Source organism: Pontiella sp. (assembly GCF_041622395.1).
In the GTDB taxonomy this organism is placed as follows: Bacteria; Verrucomicrobiota; Kiritimatiellia; order Kiritimatiellales; family Pontiellaceae; genus Pontiella.
On record NZ_JBFJYW010000055.1, the window covers coordinates 1 to 15,034 of the forward strand.

Sequence of the window (15,034 nt, forward strand, 5' to 3'; positions counted from 1 at the left end):
ATCTTTCTTCGTGTAGCCGAGCGCATTCTTCTGCGGGTTCGGGTGGCGGAAGGCGGGGATGTTGTAGCTCATGAAATTGCCCTCATGCGTTTTTGGGAACCGCAAAGACGCCGCGGACTCGACGATTCGCGAAGTGTATTTCCCGTCATCGTGGTGTCCTTTGTCTCTTCGTGGTTCATTTCCATGATCGGGTCCCGATTAGTAAAACCGGCTGCGGCGGCGGGGGGAGGTGGTGGTTTGCAGGATCCAATCGCGGATCTCATGGCGGATGAAGCGCGCGGTGATCGGGCTTCCGTCGTAGTGCAGGATCGGAACCAGGCACTCGGGATCGAACTCGTATTCGTTGATCAGCAGCGTGCGCATCTGCGCGTCGCGGTTTTGCTCGACCACGAAAACATATTCATGCGCCTCGATGAAGCGGCCCACCTCTTCGGCGAACGGGAACGACTGGATGCCCATGCTGTCGAGCGAGATGCCGTGCAATTCGTTGAGGTGGTGCAGTGCCTCCAGCGTGGAGGCTTCCGACGTGCCGTAGTGGACCACGCCGACGGTGCAGGGCTTGCCCGTCTCGCGGATGATCGGCTTGGGAACCGCCTTGCTTGCGGTTTCCCACTTCTTCAACAGCCGGTTCACGTTGCCGACGTATTTTCCGCCGTTCTCGGTATAGATCGCATATTCGTCCTTCGAGGTGCCGCGCGTGAAAAAGGCGCCCTTGGTCGGGTGGGTGCCCGGGTAGGTGCGGTAGGGGATGCCGTCGCCGTCGACGTCGAGATAGCGCCCGAACCGCTCTTCCATGTTTTCGAGATCCGCGGCCGTGTAGACCTTGCCGCGGTCGTAGGTCTTGGAATCGTCCCACTCGAACGGTTCCGATATGTTGTCGTTCATACCGAGGTCGAGGTCGGACATGACCATGACGGGGGTCTGGAAGCGCTCGGCGAGGTCGAAGGCCAGGGCGGTGTATTCAAAACACTCCTTGGGGGTGGAGGGGTAGAGGCAGATGTGTTTCGTGTCGCCGTGCGAGGCATAGGCGCACGCGAGCACGTCCGCTTGCTGCGTGCGCGTCGGCATCCCCGTGGAGGGGCCCGCGCGCTGGACGTTGACGATGACCGCCGGAATCTCGGCGAAGTAGGCCAGCCCGAGGAATTCGCTCATCAGCGAGATGCCCGGCCCGCTGGTGGCGGTGAAGGCGCGCGCCCCGTTCCACGATGCGCCGATCACCATGCCGATCGCGGCCAGTTCGTCCTCGGCCTGGACGATGGCATAGTTTTTCTGGCCGGTTTCCGGGTCGATGCGGAATTTGCGGCAGTAGCGCGCAAAGTTGTCGATCACCGAGGTCGACGGGGTGATCGGATACCAGGCCGCAAGCGTCGCCCCGCCATAGACCGCGCCGATTCCGCAGGCTTCGTTGCCGTCCATCAGGATTTTGTTGCCGACGTTGTCGCGCTGTTCGATGCGGAAGGAGATGGGGCATTTGCCGCATTCCCGGGCCATGGCGTAGCCCGTGTCCAGCGCCAAGATGTTGGGGGCGACCAGGGCTTCGTTGCCCTTGAACCGTTCGGCGATGAGTTCCTTCGGAACCGTGAGCTCCATGTCGCACAAGGCGGCCAGCACCCCGACATACATGATGTTGCGGAAGAGCTCCCGCTGCCGCGCATCGGTATAGAGCTCGCGGCATTTTTCCGTCAGCGGCAGGCCGATGAAGTCGATGTCGTCGCGCCGCAGGGCGGGGTCGAGCGGCTTGGTGGAGTCGTAGACGAAGTAGCCGCCCTTTTCCACTTCGGCGATGTCGCTCGCCATGCTCTGCGGGTTCATGCCGACCATCACGTCGATGCCGCCGCGGCGCCCGAGGAATCCGTTTTCGTTGATGCGCACCTCGTACCACGTCGGCAACCCCTGGATGTTGGAGGGGAAAATGTTCTTGGGGCTGATCGGCACGCCCATGCGGAAGACCGCCCGGCTGAACAGTTTGTTGGCGCTGGCCGACCCCGTGCCGTTTACGTTGGCGAACTTGATGACGAACTGGTTGACGACAATATCGCGTTTCATGGGTTTGATCCGTGCTGCGTGAAGCGGGATTTATGGTTGTGCGGTTCCAATTGAATTGGGTCACGCCTCATGTGTTGCTCTTCGCTTTCGGTTTGGGGGCGATGTAGAGGAATTTCTGCATGTCCCACGCGGCGGTGGGGCAGCGTTCGGCGCAGAGGCCGCAGTGGAGGCAGACGTCTTCGTCTTTCACCATCACGCGTCCGGTTTTAAGGGTTTCGGAAACAAAGATGGATTGTCCGGTGTTGAGCGCCGGGACACTCAGGTTGCGGCGCAACTCGGCCTCTTCGGCGTTGTCGGTAAAGTTCAGGCAGTTGACGGGGCAGATGTCGATGCAGGCATCGCATTCAATGCACGCTTCGGCCGAAAAGACCGTTTCGACATCGCAGTTGAGGCAACGTTGCGCCTCTTCCACGGCGGTTTTGGCATCGAACCCGAGCTCGACCTCGGTCTTGTGGCTGTGGATGGCTTCGAGCAGGTCGATGTGCGGCACATTGTGGCGTTGCTCTTCGGTGACCATGCTGGCATAGCTCCAGTCGTGGATGCCCATTTTTTGGCTAATCAGGTTGGTGCTCGGGTCGGGGCGTTGCGTGAGATCCTGCCCCTGGAGAAACTGGTCGATCGAAATCGCCGCCTGATGGCCCTGCGCCACGGCGGTGATGATGTTCCGCGGCCCAAAGGCGGCATCGCCGCCGAAGAACACCTGCGGGTGGGTGGATTGATGGGTGAGCTCGTCGACCACCGCCAGGCCGGTTTCGTTGAACTCGATCCCGATGTCGCGCTCGATCCACGGGAAGGCATTGGCTTGGCCGATGGCCAGCAGCACCATGCCGCAGTCGATGGTTTCCTTTTGCCCGGTGGAGGTGAAGATCTCCTTGCCGTCTTCCACCTTGTATTCGATCACATCGAACGTCATCGCCTTCAACCGGCCGTTTTCAACGAGGTATTCCAGCGGGTTGTGGTTTTCGACGATCGGAATGCCTTCGGCCTGCGTGTCCTCGATTTCCCAGGGCGAGGCGACCATGGCCGAGATGGGCGTGCGCAGCAGCACTTTCACGTTGTCCGCGCCGAGGCGCAGGGCGGTGCGGCAACAGTCCATGGCCGTATTGCCGCCGCCGATGACGATGACGTCCTTCGGGGCTTCGGTAATGTGGCCGAACGCCACTTGCGCCAGCCACTCGACGCCAACGAGGATCTTTTTCCCGCCGTCCAGGTCATAGCCGGGCAGTTTCAGCACGCGGCCGCTCGGTGCGCCCGAGCCGACGAATACGGCATCGTATCCCTTTTCCAGCATCGCCTTCATGCTCTCGACGCGCGTGTTGAAGAAGGTCTTCACCCCCATGTCGAGAATGTAGCCCGTCTCCTCGTCGATCACTTCCTCCGGCAGGCGGAACGAGGGGATCTGCTGGCGCATGAAGCCGCCCGCCTTGGCGTGCGATTCGTAGAGGTCGATTTCGTAGCCCAGCGGCATCAGGTCGCGCGCCACGGTCAGCGAGGCGGGGCCCGCACCGACCAGCGCCACCCGGCAGCCGTTTTTCTGCTTCGGGATTTCCGGAAGCAGGGAGCGGATATCGTCCTTCAGGTCGGCGCAGACGCGCTTGAGCCGGCAGATGGCGACGGGTTTGTCCTCCACGCGGCCGCGACGGCAGGCGGGTTCGCACGGGCGGTCGCAGGTGCGGCCGAGGATGCCGGGAAAGACGTTTGAATGCCAGTTGACCATGTAGGCTTCGGCATATTTGCCGGCGGCGATCAGCCGGATATATTCGGGAACCGGGGTGTGGGCCGGACAGGCAAATTGGCAATCGACGACTTTGTGGAAATATTCCGGATTACTCGTATCTGTCGGCTTCACTCCATCACCTCCGTACTAGCGTCCCATGTGTTAAAGCACAGTCCATAAATGATTTCAGCATTAAAATACCTAAATCGTACCGGAATGATCGGCTTTCCGGAAAAGCGCCCCCGCCGACGGTTTTTCGGGGGCGGTTTTCGATTTGAACCCGCCGGAAGTTGCAATCGGCCGGCTGTTTCGCCATCCTGCGCGAACTATGAAAAAAGAAATCAATCTCAGCGGGGGCATCGATCTGGATGCCGTAGTGGAATCTACCGGCAAGCGGATCGACGGGCGAAAGGCCGATGAGTTGCGCAACGTAAGGTTTACCAAGGACTTTATCACGACGGCCCAAGGGTCGGTCTTGATGGAAATGGGCAATACGCGGGTGATCTGCACCGCCAGCGTGGACGAAAACGTGCCGGGCTGGATGCGCTACCAGAACGTGCCGGGCGGATGGGTGACGGCCGAATACAGCATGCTTCCCGCCGCCACGCAGAATCGAACCCAGCGCGAATCCGCCAAGGGCAAGATCGGGGGGCGCACCATGGAAATCCAGCGGCTGATCGGCCGCTCCCTGCGCGCCGTGGTCGATCTGCAGAAGCTCGGCCGCCGCCAGATTTTCCTCGATTGCGATGTGATCCAGGCCGACGGCGGAACCCGCACCGCCTCCATCACCGGGGCCTACGTGGCGCTGCGGTTGGCCGTCGACAAGTTGATGAAGGACGGCAAGATCAAACAGGATCCGGTCATCGAAGGGCTCGCCGCCATCAGCGTCGGCATCAACAAGCAGACGCCGATCCTCGACCTCTGCTACTTGGAAGATTCGGCCGCCGAGGTGGATGCCAACTTCGTGATGACCGAGTCCGGCAAGATCATCGAAGTCCAGGGCACCGCCGAAGGTGCGCCGTTCAGCAAGGACGAACTGATGCAGATGATGGTGCTGGCCGAAAAAGGCATTGGCGAGCTGGTCGAGATGCAGAAGACCGTGTTGGGCTGATCTGCGACCGCTTGGGGGGGGGGCAACGGCCGGCGTTTGTCGGATGGGGGAAAAGCTGTCAAAACAAATGGAGTGAACCATGAAAGTGTTAGTCGCTTATTCTAGTGCAACCGGTAACACCCGCAAAGTGGCCGAGGCCATCCATCTGGCCTTGCCGGATGCCGATCTTTGTCCCGTTGGCCACGCCCCGAATCCGGAAGGATACGATTTGGTCTTTCTCGGCTGCTGGATCGACAAGGGGTTGGCCGACGAAGCCGCCCGGGCCTACATGAGCAAACTGCACGGCAAGCCCGTGGCCCTGTTTGCCACGCTGGGCGCCTATCCCGACTCGAAGTATGCCGCCGATTGCATGGATGCCGTTAGCGAGTTGCTGTCGGCCTGCACGGTCGTGGATCGCTTCGTCTGCCAAGGCGCCATCGATCCCAAGCTGGTCGAATGGATGAAGGGGCTCCCGAAAGACCATGGCTACGGCCCGACCACCTCGCGCAAGAAGCTCTGGCGGGATGCGGAATCGCACCCCGACGATGCCGATCTGGAAGCCGCCGCCGATTGGGCGGAAGGCGTGCTTGCGGCGCTGTAGGGCTACATGTTCGCGACGACGGCGTCGGCGAATTCGGAGCAGCTAAGCCACGTGGCGTCGGCCATCATGTGGGCGAAGTCGCCCGTCACCGTCTTGTGTTGGATGGTGCGGTCGACGGCGCCGATCACGAGGTCGGCGGCTTCGGTCCAAGGCAGATAGCGCAAGAGCATTTCCCCGGAAAGCACCAGCGAACAGGGGTTTGCTTTGTTCTGCCCGGCAATGTCGGGCGCGGTGCCGTGGGTGGCTTCGAAGACCGCCTTGCCATCTTCATAATTAATGTTCGCCCCGGGCGAAATCCCGATTCCGCCCACGCAGGCGGCAAGCGCATCGGAGGCATAGTCGCCGTTGAGGTTGAGCGTGGCGATCACGTCGTAGTCCTGCGGCTTGAGCAGGATGTTCTGCAGAAAGGCATCGCAGATGCAGTCCTTCACGACAATCATCTCCCCGGTGTGGGGGTTCTTGATTTTATAATCCTTTTCCGTTCCGTGGTACAGGGCGCCGAACTCCTCGGCGGCCAGCTCCATGCCCCATTTGAGGAACGCGCCCTCGGTGAACTTCATGATGTTGCCCTTGTGGACGATCGTGACCGATTTGCGGTGGTTGTGGATGGCATATTCGATGGCTGCGCGAATCAGGCGCTGCGAGCCGCTTTTGGAAACGGGTTTGATGCCGATGCCGGAATCCGCCGGGAAGCGGATGTTGGTTACGCCCATTTCGTTTTGGAGGAAGGCAATGACCTTCTGCACCTCGGCGGAGCCTTCCTCCCACTCGATGCCGGCATAGATGTCTTCCGAGTTTTCGCGGAACACGACCATGTCGACCCGCTCGGGGGTGTGGACCGGCGACGGCACGCCCTGGAACCATTTGACCGGGCGCTGGCAGACATAGAGATCCAGCTCCTGCCGCAGGGTGACGTTGAGGCTGCGGCGGCCGCCGCCGACGGGGGTGGTCAGCGGCCCCTTGATGGCTACGCGGTATTCCTCGATCGCCTTGAGGGTTTCGTCGGGAAGCCAGGTGTCCGCGCCGTAGAGGTCGTTGGCCTTTTCGCCGGCATAGACCTCCATCCACTGGATCTTGCGTTGGCCGCCATAGGCTTTTTCAACGGCGGCATCGACGATCTTGAGCATTGCGGCGGTAATCTCGGGGCCGACGCCGTCGCCCTCGATGAAGGGGATGATGGGCCGGTCCGGTACATTCAGGTGCCCATATTCGCGCATCGTGATTTTTTCGCCGGATGAAGGGATTTCGATCTTTTCGTAGCTCATGTTTTTTTCCTCAACGGTAGGTTCCATCGTCTAAAGCGGAATTAATGGCAAGTTGTTTGAATGTAAAGCGGAACGCCGGATGGATCGGAAGCCGACCGGCCGGGCTAACCCTGTTTTTTCTTGGGGTTGCGGCGGGCGTTTTTCTTAGGGGCACCGGTTTTTTGGTGAAGTTTGCTCTGTTCGCCGGGCGTTAGGCGCCAGGTGGTTTGCTCGCGGATTTTGCTGACATATTTCTTTTTGTCCGGATCGTGCTTGGATTTCACGTTGCCGGAGAAGTTTTTCACCTGTTCGCTGTGGAAGGGGTGGTCCTCGATGGCGACCATGTCTTCGTTGAGGTGGGCGAGGATGTCGCGCAGGTACCCTTTTTCGGTGGGGTCGCAGAAGCTTATGGCAATACCCGAGGCGCCGGCGCGGGCGGTGCGGCCGATGCGGTGCACGAAGGTTTCGGGCTCGTTGGGCAGGTCGAAATTGATGATGTGCGAAATGTTTTCGATGTCGATGCCGCGGGCGGCCAGGTCGGTGGCGATCAAGACGGGCGTTTCGCCGGATTTGAAGGCTTCGAGAAGTTCCTGCCGGTGGCGTTGTTCCTTTTCGCCGTGCAGCACATCCACGGGCAGATCCTGCTTTTTCATGCTTTCGGCAAGGCGATCGGCCCCGCGGCGGGTGCGGCAAAAGATCAGGATGCGTTCGTAGTCCATTTTGCGCAGCAGCCAGCTCAGCAGGACGTTCTTGTTGTTCTTCTCCACATAGTAGAGCTGTTTCTCGATGTTTTCCGCGACCGAGGATATCGGGTCGGCCGAAATATGCATGGGCTTGTGCAGAATGCCGACGGCCAGGGAAAGGGCTTCCTTCGGCATCGTGGCGGAAAAGAAGAGCGCCTGGCGGGTCTGTGGCAGCATCGGGGCGATTTTGCGGATGTCGGGGGCAAACCCCATGTCGAGCATGCGGTCGGCCTCGTCGACCACGAACACCTCGACCTGGTCGAGCCTGAGCGCCTTGCGGTCGATCAGGTCGAGCATGCGGCCCGGCGTGGCGATGAGGATGTCGACGCCGCCGCGCAGGGTCATGATCTGCTGTTCGTATTCGGTTCCCCCGTGAACCAGCAGGGTGGTCAGATCGGTGTGGGCGGCAAACTTCCGGATGGTTCCCAGCAGTTGGATCGCCAGCTCGCGGGTCGGCGAGAGGATCAGCGAGCGCACCCGGATCTCGCGCGCGGTGGTCCAGGTGTCCAGCAGGCGTTGGATCAGCGGCAGGGCGAAGGCGGCGGTCTTGCCCGTGCCCGTGCGGGCACAGCCAATGATGTCGCGCCCGGTTTGGATCGCGGGAATGGCTGCGGCCTGGATCGGGGTCGGTTTCTTGAACCCGGCTTCGTCGATGGCGCGCAGGATGGCTTCGTTTTGAATGAGCTCGGAAAATTGCATGGGGGAAACGTACAGGGGAAATCTGAAACTTGAAACTTGAAACTTGATCCCAATTGCGGACTACTACCCGTCCTATTCACACATTACGCATCAGGTGGTTTCATGAAAATTCTAGTGGCACGGATTCCGGAGGAGGGCTTTCATTACGAGGGCGACGATCCGGGCGAGATTCTGGGGCTGGAGGACGACAAGTTCATGCGCAATCCCGGCGAGGTGCGTTACGAGCTCTATGCCCAGCGGGTTTCGGATGAGCTGGTGGTGCGCGGCACGCTGGCCGTGGATCTCGAGTTGCAGTGTGCAAGATGTTCCGAATTTTTCTCGACAACGATAGGGGTTTCCGATTTTCTACGCGCTTATCCCGCCCCAGATGGCACCGATTCGGTGGATATTTCGGATGATTTTCGGGAAGAAATTCTGTTGCATGTCCCCGGTTTTCCGGTGTGTAGCGACGAATGCAAGGGGGTGTGCCCCCAGTGTGGAGCCGATTTGAATAAAGGTTCCTGCGAGTGCACAACAGATGAAGGTCCAAGTGCCTGGTCGGCCTTGGACAGTTTTAATTTATAGCATGCAAGGAGGATTGCGATGGCAGTTCCAAAGAGAAAAACTTCGAAGAGCAAGACAGCAAGCCGCAAGGCACAAAACATGAAGAAGCCGATTGCGCGCGCTTCTTCCTGCTCCCAGTGCGGGGCTCCGGCGCAGCCGCACCACGTATGCAAAAGCTGTGGCTACTACAACGGACGCCAGGTTCTTTCGGTCACTACTGAAGAGTAGACCATGCGTATCTCTATAGATGCGATGGGGGGCGACTATGCCCCTGCCGAAATTGTTGCCGGTTCCCTTCAGGCCGCGGAAAAGATCCCCGGGCTGAAGAAGCTCTTTTTGGTGGGCAACGAAACGGCTATCAAGGCGGAGCTTGCCAAGCACAAGGGGCCGATCCCCGCGTGCATTGAAATCGTTCACTGCACCGAAGTGGTGGAGATGGGCGAGTCCCCGGCGGTGGCTATCCGCCGCAAAAAGGATTCGTCGATTGCCCGCTCCGTCGAGCTGGTGAAGGATGGCAAGGCCGACGCGGTTTTTTCGGCGGGTAACACCGGGGCGGCGGTTGCTGCCGCCACGCTGAAGCTGCGCACGCTCCGGGGGGTATCCCGCCCGGCGATCGCCACGGTGATGCCGACGCCCGAAAGGCCGTTCGTGCTGCTCGATGCGGGAGCCAACCCGGACAGTACGCCGGAGATGATCCAGCAGTACGCCGTGATGGGCTCCATCTATTCCCGCGAAATCCTCGGCGTCAAGAATCCGTCCGTCGGCTTGTTGAGCATCGGCGAGGAAGAGGCCAAGGGCAACGATACGACCAAGAAAACGTTTCGTCTGCTGGGGCAGTCGCATTTGAACTTCATCGGCAATGTCGAAAGTCGCGATCTCTACGGCGGCAAGGTCAGCGTCGCGGTATGCGACGGCTTTGTCGGCAATGTGGTGCTCAAGACCAGCGAGGCCGTGGCCAGCATGATTTCCAGCTGGTTGAAGACGATGTTCAAGCAAAACATTTTTCGCATCATCGGCTATCTTTTTGCGCGCGGCGTGTTCAGGGAAATGCGCAAGCACGCGGATCCGCACAGCTATGGCGGGGCCCCGTTGCTTGGTGCCAACGGCGTCGTCATCATTGGTCACGGTTCGTCGACCGCTTTTGCCACGTTTAATGGAATCCGCGTGGCGGCCGAGGCGGTCAATCATCACGTAAACCATTTGATCGAAGACGAGCTTGCGCGTATAAACGCACAATCCTAATTTTTTCTCGGAACGCTTGCATGGAATCGAAACGGATAGTTTCAATCATTGGAACGGGGTCGTACGTGCCTGAAAAGGTCGTCACGAACCACGATCTCGAGAAACTCGTCGACACCTCCGACGAGTGGATCTACTCCCGTACCGGCATGCGCGAGCGCCGCATTGCGGCCGAGGGGCAGGCCGCATCCGATCTCGGGGCCGAGGCCGCCAAAAAGGCGCTTGCCGACGCCGGCATCGGTGCGGAAGAGGTCGATCTTCTGATTGTGGCCACACTTTCGCCCGACATGTTTTTTCCGAGTACCGCCTGTTTCGTGCAGGACAAGATCGGCGCCAAGAATGCTTTTTGCTTCGATCTGGGCGCGGCGTGTTCCGGCTTCCTCTATGCGCTGGACAACGCCAAGAACCAGATTGCCAGCGGTGCGGTTGAAACCGCCCTGGTGATCGGCACCGAAAAAATGAGCACGTTTCTGGATTGGGAAGACCGCTCCACCTGCATTCTCTTCGGCGACGGAGCCGGGGCGGCGGTGCTGCGCGCCGGCGGCGAAGGCCGCGGCATCATGGATTCCGTGATGGGGTCCGATGGCTCGCTGGCGGAACTGCTGCAGACGCCCGGCGGCGGAAGCCGCAACCCGATGAGCCACGAGATGCTCGACCGGAAAGAAAACTTCTTGTCGATGCAGGGCCGCGAGGTGTTCAAGCATGCCGTCACGCGCATGACCGAATCCGTGGTCCAAGCCCTCGAAAAAAACGGGGTTTCCGCCGATGAAATCAAATGCTTTATCCCGCATCAGGCCAATATCCGCATCATCGATGCCATTGCCAAGCGCCTGAATGTGGCCGATCGCATGTACACCAATGTCGATAAATACGCGAATACCTCCTCCGCCGCACTTGCCATTGCGCTGGATGAGGCGGTGAAGGACGGTACCATTACCAAGGGCGACCTCGTTGTCCTGACGGTCTTTGGCGGCGGCTTCACCTGGGGCGCGAATGTTTTGGAATGGGGGAAGTAATGAAGAGAGCAATCGTTTTTCCGGGGCAGGGTTCCCAAATCGTGGGCATGGGCAAGGATCTTGCGGAGGCAATTCCGGAGTGCAAGGCCCTGTTTGACCAAGCCAACGAAATTCTCGGCTACGACCTCGCAGCCATCTGTTTCGATGGGCCGCAGGACGAGCTCAACAAATCCAACCACGCCCAGCTGGGTATCTTTGTTTGCAGCGCGGCGGCCTTCAAGGCGCTGGAGCTGAAGCAACCCGATCTGCAATTCGACCTCCTCGCCGGACACAGTCTCGGGGAATGGACCGCGCTCTACGTCGCCGGCGTCGTCGGCTTCGAAGACGCCATCAAGGTGCTGAAGGCTCGCGGCGAATTCATGCAGGCGGCCTGCGTCGAAAATCCGGGCGCCATGCTCGCGGTCATGAATCTCGATGGCGAAAAGCTCGTCGAAATTGCCGCCGAAGCCGGCTGCCACGTGGCCAACTTCAATTCGTTGGCGCAAACCGTTCTTTCCGGCACGGCCGAATCGATCGACAAGGCCGAGGCCCTTTGCCAGGAAGCGGGCGCCAAGCGCGCCATCCGGCTTCCGGTTGCCGGGGCGTTCCATTCGCCGCTGATGCAGTCGGCCGCCGATCGGATGGATGCCTTCCTCGCCAATGTTGAACTCGGCGCGCCGAACAAGCCGGTTCTTTCCAATGTTACGGCCGACGCCCATGCGACCGCTTCGATCCGGGAGAACATGGTCAAGCAGATCACCTCTTCCGTTCAATGGGTGGCTTCGGTGCAGAAACTGGTGGCCGACGGCGTCGAGGAAATCGTCGAGGTTGGACCCGGCAAGGTTTTGGCCGGGCTCATAAAGCGTATTGACAAGAGTGTGGCAGTACGTAACATCGGCCAACTTTCCGATATAGAGTATAACTAGGGGATCAACATGTTTGAATTGAATGAAAAGGTTGCAATGGTAACCGGCGCCGCCCGCGGCCTGGGACAGGCCATTGCCGTTAAATTGGCTGAGGCCGGCGCCGATATCGCCCTGTGCGACCTCAAGGCCGAATGGCTCGAAGAGACTGCCGCCAAGGTCAAGGCCCTCGGCCGCAAAGTCGAATGCTACGGCGTTAACGTCGCCGACGGCGAGAGCGTGACCGAAGGCGTTAAAGCCATCACCAAGGATTTTGGAAAGATCGACGTGCTCGTCAACAATGCCGGCATCACCAAGGATGGCCTGCTGATGCGCATGAGCGAAGACGACTGGGATGCCGTGCTGAACGTCAACCTCAAGGGCGTCTTCCTTTGCACCAAGGCCGCCATGCGCGGCATGATGAAGCAACGCTCCGGCACCATCGTCAACATCGCCTCCGTCATCGGCCTGATGGGCAATGCCGGGCAGGCCAACTATGCGGCCTCCAAGGGCGGCGTGATTTCCTTCAGCAAAACCGTCGCCAAGGAATTGGCTTCCCGCAACGTCCGCTGCAACGCAGTGGCGCCGGGCTTCATCCGCACGGCGATGACCGACGCGCTGGACGAAGAGGTGCAGAACAAGATGAAGGAATTGATTCCGCTCAACCGTTTCGGCGAGCCGGAAGATGTGGCCAACGTCGTACTGTTTTTGGCAAGTGATGCCTCCGCGTATGTCACAGGGCAAGTGCTCTCGACATGCGGTGGCATGGTAATGTAGTGTTTGTTAGCGTAAACCTAGGATAAGGAGATTAGAAATGGCACTTGAAGATAAAGTAAAAGACATCATCGTTGAACAGCTCGGCGTGAACGCTGACCAGGTTACGACCGACGCTTCTTTCATCGAAGACCTCGGCGCAGACTCGCTGGACACCGTTGAGCTCGTCATGGCATTTGAAGAAGAGTTCGGCGCAGAAATTCCGGATGAAGACGCAGAGAAGCTGACGTCCGTTGGCGGCGTTATCAGCTACCTGACGGAAAAGGGTTTTGAGTAAACCCCGCTGAAGTTTTTCCGATGGCCGGAACTGCTCGACCCCGGGTGTTCCGGCCATTTCAGCATTAAACACGATCGAGGTTACGGGTCATGAATGGACGCAAAGTAGTAGTTACCGGTTTGGGAATTGTTTCGCCTGTCGCAAGCGAACTGGAGCAATTCTGGGAAGGCATCAAAAACGGCAAGTCAGGCATTGCCCATGTCCAGGGCATGGACGACATCGATCAGTACGCAGTGCAGATTGCCGGGGAAATCCGCGATCTCGATGTGGAACGGTACATCGACGCCAAGGATGCCCGCAAGATGGATCCTTTTTCCGTCTTCGGCCTGGCGGCCGCCGTGATGGCCATCGAAGATTCCGGGCTCGATCCGAGCAACATGGATTGCGAGCGCGCCGGCATAATTGCGAGTTCCGGCATTGGCGGCATGCAGATTATGCAGGAGCAATGCCTGCGGGCATACAAGGGCGGCCCCCGTCGTGTTTCGCCGCAGCTCATCCCCCAGATGATCACCAATATCCTTTCCGGATATATCTCGATCAAATACGGCTTCAAAGGCCCCAATTTCTGTGTCACCAGCGCCTGTGCGTCGGGGACCCACTCCATCGGCGAAGCGATGCGCATCATTCAATACGGCGATGCCGACGTCATGGTTGCCGGCGGATCCGAGGCCTCCGTGGCGATGCTCGGCGTGGCGGGTTTTTCCGCCCTGCGTGCCACCAGCCGCCGCAACGACGACCCCGAAGCCGCATCCCGTCCGTTCGACAAGGATCGCGACGGCTTTGTCATGTCCGAGGGCGCCGGCATTATCGTTCTTGAATCCGAAGAGCACGCGCTGGCGCGCGGTGCGAGAATCTACTGCGAAGCCGCCGGCTATGGACGGACGGGCGATGCCTACCATATCACCGCTCCGGCGGAAGAGGCCGAACAGGCCGCCCGCGGGATGAAGCTCGCCATTCAGGATGCCGGACTCCGCCCCGAGGATATCGATTACATCAACGCGCACGGCACCTCCACGCCGTTGAACGACAAAGGCGAAACGCTCGCCATCAAGAAGGCGCTCGGCGACGAGTTGGCCTACAAGGTCGCGGTCAGCTCCACCAAGTCGATGACCGGGCACATGCTCGGCGCGGCCGGCGGGGTTGAGGCGGCCATCATGGCGCTGGCCATCCGCGACAACATCGCGCCGCCGACGATCAACTACACCACGCCCGATCCGGATTGCGATCTCGACTATGTTCCGAACATCAAGCGCGAGATGGAAATCAACGTTGCGCTCAGCAACTCGCTCGGCTTCGGCGGGCACAACGCCACCCTGTGCTTCAAAAGATACTAGCCGTTTCATTCGGTGGTAATCCAAAGGCACCCGGCTTCGGCAGGGTGCCTTTTGTTTTGTGCGCCCGGCAGGGCGCATCCGCTTGAGGGTGAAAGTGGGCGTGAGCTTAACTGCGTTATCGTGAGGTGGCGTGGGAAGGAAGGTGCAACGGGATTTTTGGTGGGCGGCAGCAACAGGTCCATCGCCTACGACTTCGACAAGCTCTCATAACTGTGCGGCGCTTCGTCGAAAGCGATCGGCTCGATCTGCAGGACCACGCCACGAACGCTGTTTATGTTTCGCCCGCAGATGACACCGATTAGGCAGATGCCTTTCATGCCTACGACGCGGCGGGCGGTTTGACCAATCTCAACGGCTCCTCCGGCCCGTTCTCTTTCGTTCCGCGATTTCATTAACAGCATCCATTTCCAGCAAGGCCTCGAGTGCGCTCTTGGCCTTGCAGGGTAAGCTGTCTGGCAACAATGAATGCGCATTCTCTTGAACCTCTGGATGGTTCCGTGTTTCCATCTGCGTCCTATGAGAAACCTAGAAGACAAGATTTTGACGAAGGCCGAAATGTTGGCCGAGCGGGCGCGGTTGAAGGAGCGGGGGAGGGTCGTTTCGTTCACGAACGGCTGCTTCGATATCCTGCATCCCGGCCATGTGACCTATCTGCAGTTCGCGCGGCAACAGGGCGATGTGCTGGTGCTGGGGATGAACTCCGATGCGTCGGTTAAGCGCAACAAGGGCGATGACCGTCCGATCGTCTGCGAAGAGGATCGGGCCAAGGTAATCGCCGCGCTGGAATGCGTCGATTACGTGGTGTTGTTCGACGAAGACGAGCCGCGCGA

The 15,034-nt window shown here is 59.7% G+C and carries 15 protein-coding genes and 1 pseudogene; 11 read left to right on the forward strand and 5 right to left on the reverse strand.

All coding sequences use genetic code 11. The annotated features are described in order from the left end of the window. Positions 1-198: 198 nt before the first annotated feature. On the reverse strand, positions 199-2,046 hold the full coding sequence (locus tag ABYO54_RS04960) for a 2-oxoacid:acceptor oxidoreductase subunit alpha (RefSeq protein WP_372807136.1): 1,848 nt from the start codon (positions 2,044-2,046) through the stop codon (positions 199-201). 67 nt (positions 2,047-2,113) lie between these two features. Further along, on the reverse strand, positions 2,114-3,895 hold the full coding sequence (locus ABYO54_RS04965; protein ID WP_372807137.1) for an FAD-dependent oxidoreductase: 1,782 nt from the start codon (positions 3,893-3,895) through the stop codon (positions 2,114-2,116). Between the two features lie 196 nt (positions 3,896-4,091). On the opposite strand from ABYO54_RS04965, the gene rph reads away from it, so the two are divergent. Then, positions 4,092-4,874 (forward strand): ribonuclease PH, encoded by a 783-nt coding sequence (gene rph, locus ABYO54_RS04970; RefSeq protein WP_372807138.1) that lies wholly within the window; start codon positions 4,092-4,094, stop codon positions 4,872-4,874. 79 nt (positions 4,875-4,953) lie between these two features. Continuing rightward, positions 4,954-5,454: a flavodoxin family protein gene (locus ABYO54_RS04975; RefSeq protein WP_372807139.1), complete on the forward strand. Its 501-nt coding sequence runs from the start codon at positions 4,954-4,956 to the stop codon at positions 5,452-5,454. A 2-nt stretch (positions 5,455-5,456) separates the two neighbouring features. On the opposite strand, the gene icd is transcribed toward ABYO54_RS04975, so the two are convergent. Together icd and ABYO54_RS04985 are read right to left on the reverse strand one after the other, a co-directional pair. Continuing rightward, on the reverse strand, positions 5,457-6,719 hold the full coding sequence (icd, locus tag ABYO54_RS04980) for an NADP-dependent isocitrate dehydrogenase (protein ID WP_372807140.1): 1,263 nt from the start codon (positions 6,717-6,719) through the stop codon (positions 5,457-5,459). 104 nt (positions 6,720-6,823) lie between these two features. Then, complete coding sequence (locus tag ABYO54_RS04985; RefSeq protein ID WP_372807141.1) at positions 6,824-8,140, reverse strand: DEAD/DEAH box helicase; 1,317 nt, start codon at positions 8,138-8,140, stop codon at positions 6,824-6,826. A gap of 102 nt (positions 8,141-8,242) precedes the next feature. Here ABYO54_RS04985 and ABYO54_RS04990 point away from each other — a divergent pair, with 102 nt between their 5' ends. From ABYO54_RS04990 to fabF, 8 genes are all read left to right on the forward strand, one after another. Next, complete coding sequence (locus ABYO54_RS04990) at positions 8,243-8,704, forward strand: DUF177 domain-containing protein (RefSeq protein WP_372807142.1); 462 nt, start codon at positions 8,243-8,245, stop codon at positions 8,702-8,704. Between the two features lie 18 nt (positions 8,705-8,722). Further along, positions 8,723-8,911 (forward strand): 50S ribosomal protein L32, encoded by a 189-nt coding sequence (gene rpmF, locus ABYO54_RS04995; RefSeq protein ID WP_372807143.1) that lies wholly within the window; start codon positions 8,723-8,725, stop codon positions 8,909-8,911. A 3-nt stretch (positions 8,912-8,914) separates the two neighbouring features. Next, positions 8,915-9,925 carry a phosphate acyltransferase PlsX gene (gene plsX, locus ABYO54_RS05000; protein ID WP_372807144.1) on the forward strand — a complete coding sequence of 337 codons (1,011 nt, stop codon included), beginning with the start codon at positions 8,915-8,917 and terminating at the stop codon, positions 9,923-9,925. A gap of 20 nt (positions 9,926-9,945) precedes the next feature. Then, positions 9,946-10,938, forward strand: a complete 993-nt coding sequence (locus ABYO54_RS05005; RefSeq protein WP_372807145.1) for a beta-ketoacyl-ACP synthase III — start codon at positions 9,946-9,948, stop codon at positions 10,936-10,938. Further along, entirely contained in the window at positions 10,938-11,843 is a 906-nt protein-coding gene (gene fabD / locus ABYO54_RS05010) for an ACP S-malonyltransferase (RefSeq protein ID WP_372807146.1), read from the forward strand. Before ABYO54_RS05005 ends, fabD begins: the two co-directional genes overlap by 1 nt. A 9-nt stretch (positions 11,844-11,852) precedes the next feature. Next, positions 11,853-12,596: a 3-oxoacyl-[acyl-carrier-protein] reductase gene (gene fabG / locus ABYO54_RS05015; RefSeq protein WP_372807147.1), complete on the forward strand. Its 744-nt coding sequence runs from the start codon at positions 11,853-11,855 to the stop codon at positions 12,594-12,596. A 37-nt stretch (positions 12,597-12,633) separates the two neighbouring features. Further along, positions 12,634-12,870, forward strand: a complete 237-nt coding sequence (gene acpP, locus ABYO54_RS05020; RefSeq protein WP_372807148.1) for an acyl carrier protein — start codon at positions 12,634-12,636, stop codon at positions 12,868-12,870. A gap of 89 nt (positions 12,871-12,959) precedes the next feature. Then, positions 12,960-14,204, forward strand: a complete 1,245-nt coding sequence (gene fabF / locus ABYO54_RS05025; RefSeq protein WP_372807149.1) for a beta-ketoacyl-ACP synthase II — start codon at positions 12,960-12,962, stop codon at positions 14,202-14,204. 185 nt (positions 14,205-14,389) lie between these two features. On the opposite strand, the gene ABYO54_RS05030 is transcribed toward fabF, so the two are convergent. Continuing rightward, positions 14,390-14,596, reverse strand: coding sequence for a hypothetical protein (locus ABYO54_RS05030; RefSeq protein WP_372807150.1), 207 nt, complete (start codon positions 14,594-14,596; stop codon positions 14,390-14,392). A 187-nt stretch (positions 14,597-14,783) separates the two neighbouring features. On the opposite strand from ABYO54_RS05030, the pseudogene ABYO54_RS05035 reads away from it, so the two are divergent. Continuing rightward, a pseudogene (locus ABYO54_RS05035) lies at positions 14,784-15,034 on the forward strand (adenylyltransferase/cytidyltransferase family protein); the annotation flags it as partial.

Bases quoted from the DNA above. Each gene is read 5' to 3' on its own strand.
- ABYO54_RS04985 (WP_372807141.1), bottom strand. From the start codon at position 8,140: ATGCAATTTTCCGAGCTCATTCAAAACGAAGCCATCCTGCGCGCCATC.
- rpmF (WP_372807143.1), top strand. From the start codon at position 8,723: ATGGCAGTTCCAAAGAGAAAAACTTCGAAGAGCAAGACAGCAAGCCGC.
- icd (WP_372807140.1), bottom strand. From the start codon at position 6,719: ATGAGCTACGAAAAGATCGAAATCCCTTCATCCGGCGAAAAAATCACG.
- fabD (WP_372807146.1), top strand. From the start codon at position 10,938: ATGAAGAGAGCAATCGTTTTTCCGGGGCAGGGTTCCCAAATCGTGGGC.
- acpP (WP_372807148.1), top strand. From the start codon at position 12,634: ATGGCACTTGAAGATAAAGTAAAAGACATCATCGTTGAACAGCTCGGC.
- ABYO54_RS05005 (WP_372807145.1), top strand. From the start codon at position 9,946: ATGGAATCGAAACGGATAGTTTCAATCATTGGAACGGGGTCGTACGTG.
- plsX (WP_372807144.1), top strand. From the start codon at position 8,915: ATGCGTATCTCTATAGATGCGATGGGGGGCGACTATGCCCCTGCCGAA.
- fabF (WP_372807149.1), top strand. From the start codon at position 12,960: ATGAATGGACGCAAAGTAGTAGTTACCGGTTTGGGAATTGTTTCGCCT.
- ABYO54_RS04975 (WP_372807139.1), top strand. From the start codon at position 4,954: ATGAAAGTGTTAGTCGCTTATTCTAGTGCAACCGGTAACACCCGCAAA.
- ABYO54_RS05030 (WP_372807150.1), bottom strand. From the start codon at position 14,596: ATGAAATCGCGGAACGAAAGAGAACGGGCCGGAGGAGCCGTTGAGATT.
- rph (WP_372807138.1), top strand. From the start codon at position 4,092: ATGAAAAAAGAAATCAATCTCAGCGGGGGCATCGATCTGGATGCCGTA.
- ABYO54_RS04960 (WP_372807136.1), bottom strand. From the start codon at position 2,046: ATGAAACGCGATATTGTCGTCAACCAGTTCGTCATCAAGTTCGCCAAC.
- fabG (WP_372807147.1), top strand. From the start codon at position 11,853: ATGTTTGAATTGAATGAAAAGGTTGCAATGGTAACCGGCGCCGCCCGC.
- ABYO54_RS04990 (WP_372807142.1), top strand. From the start codon at position 8,243: ATGAAAATTCTAGTGGCACGGATTCCGGAGGAGGGCTTTCATTACGAG.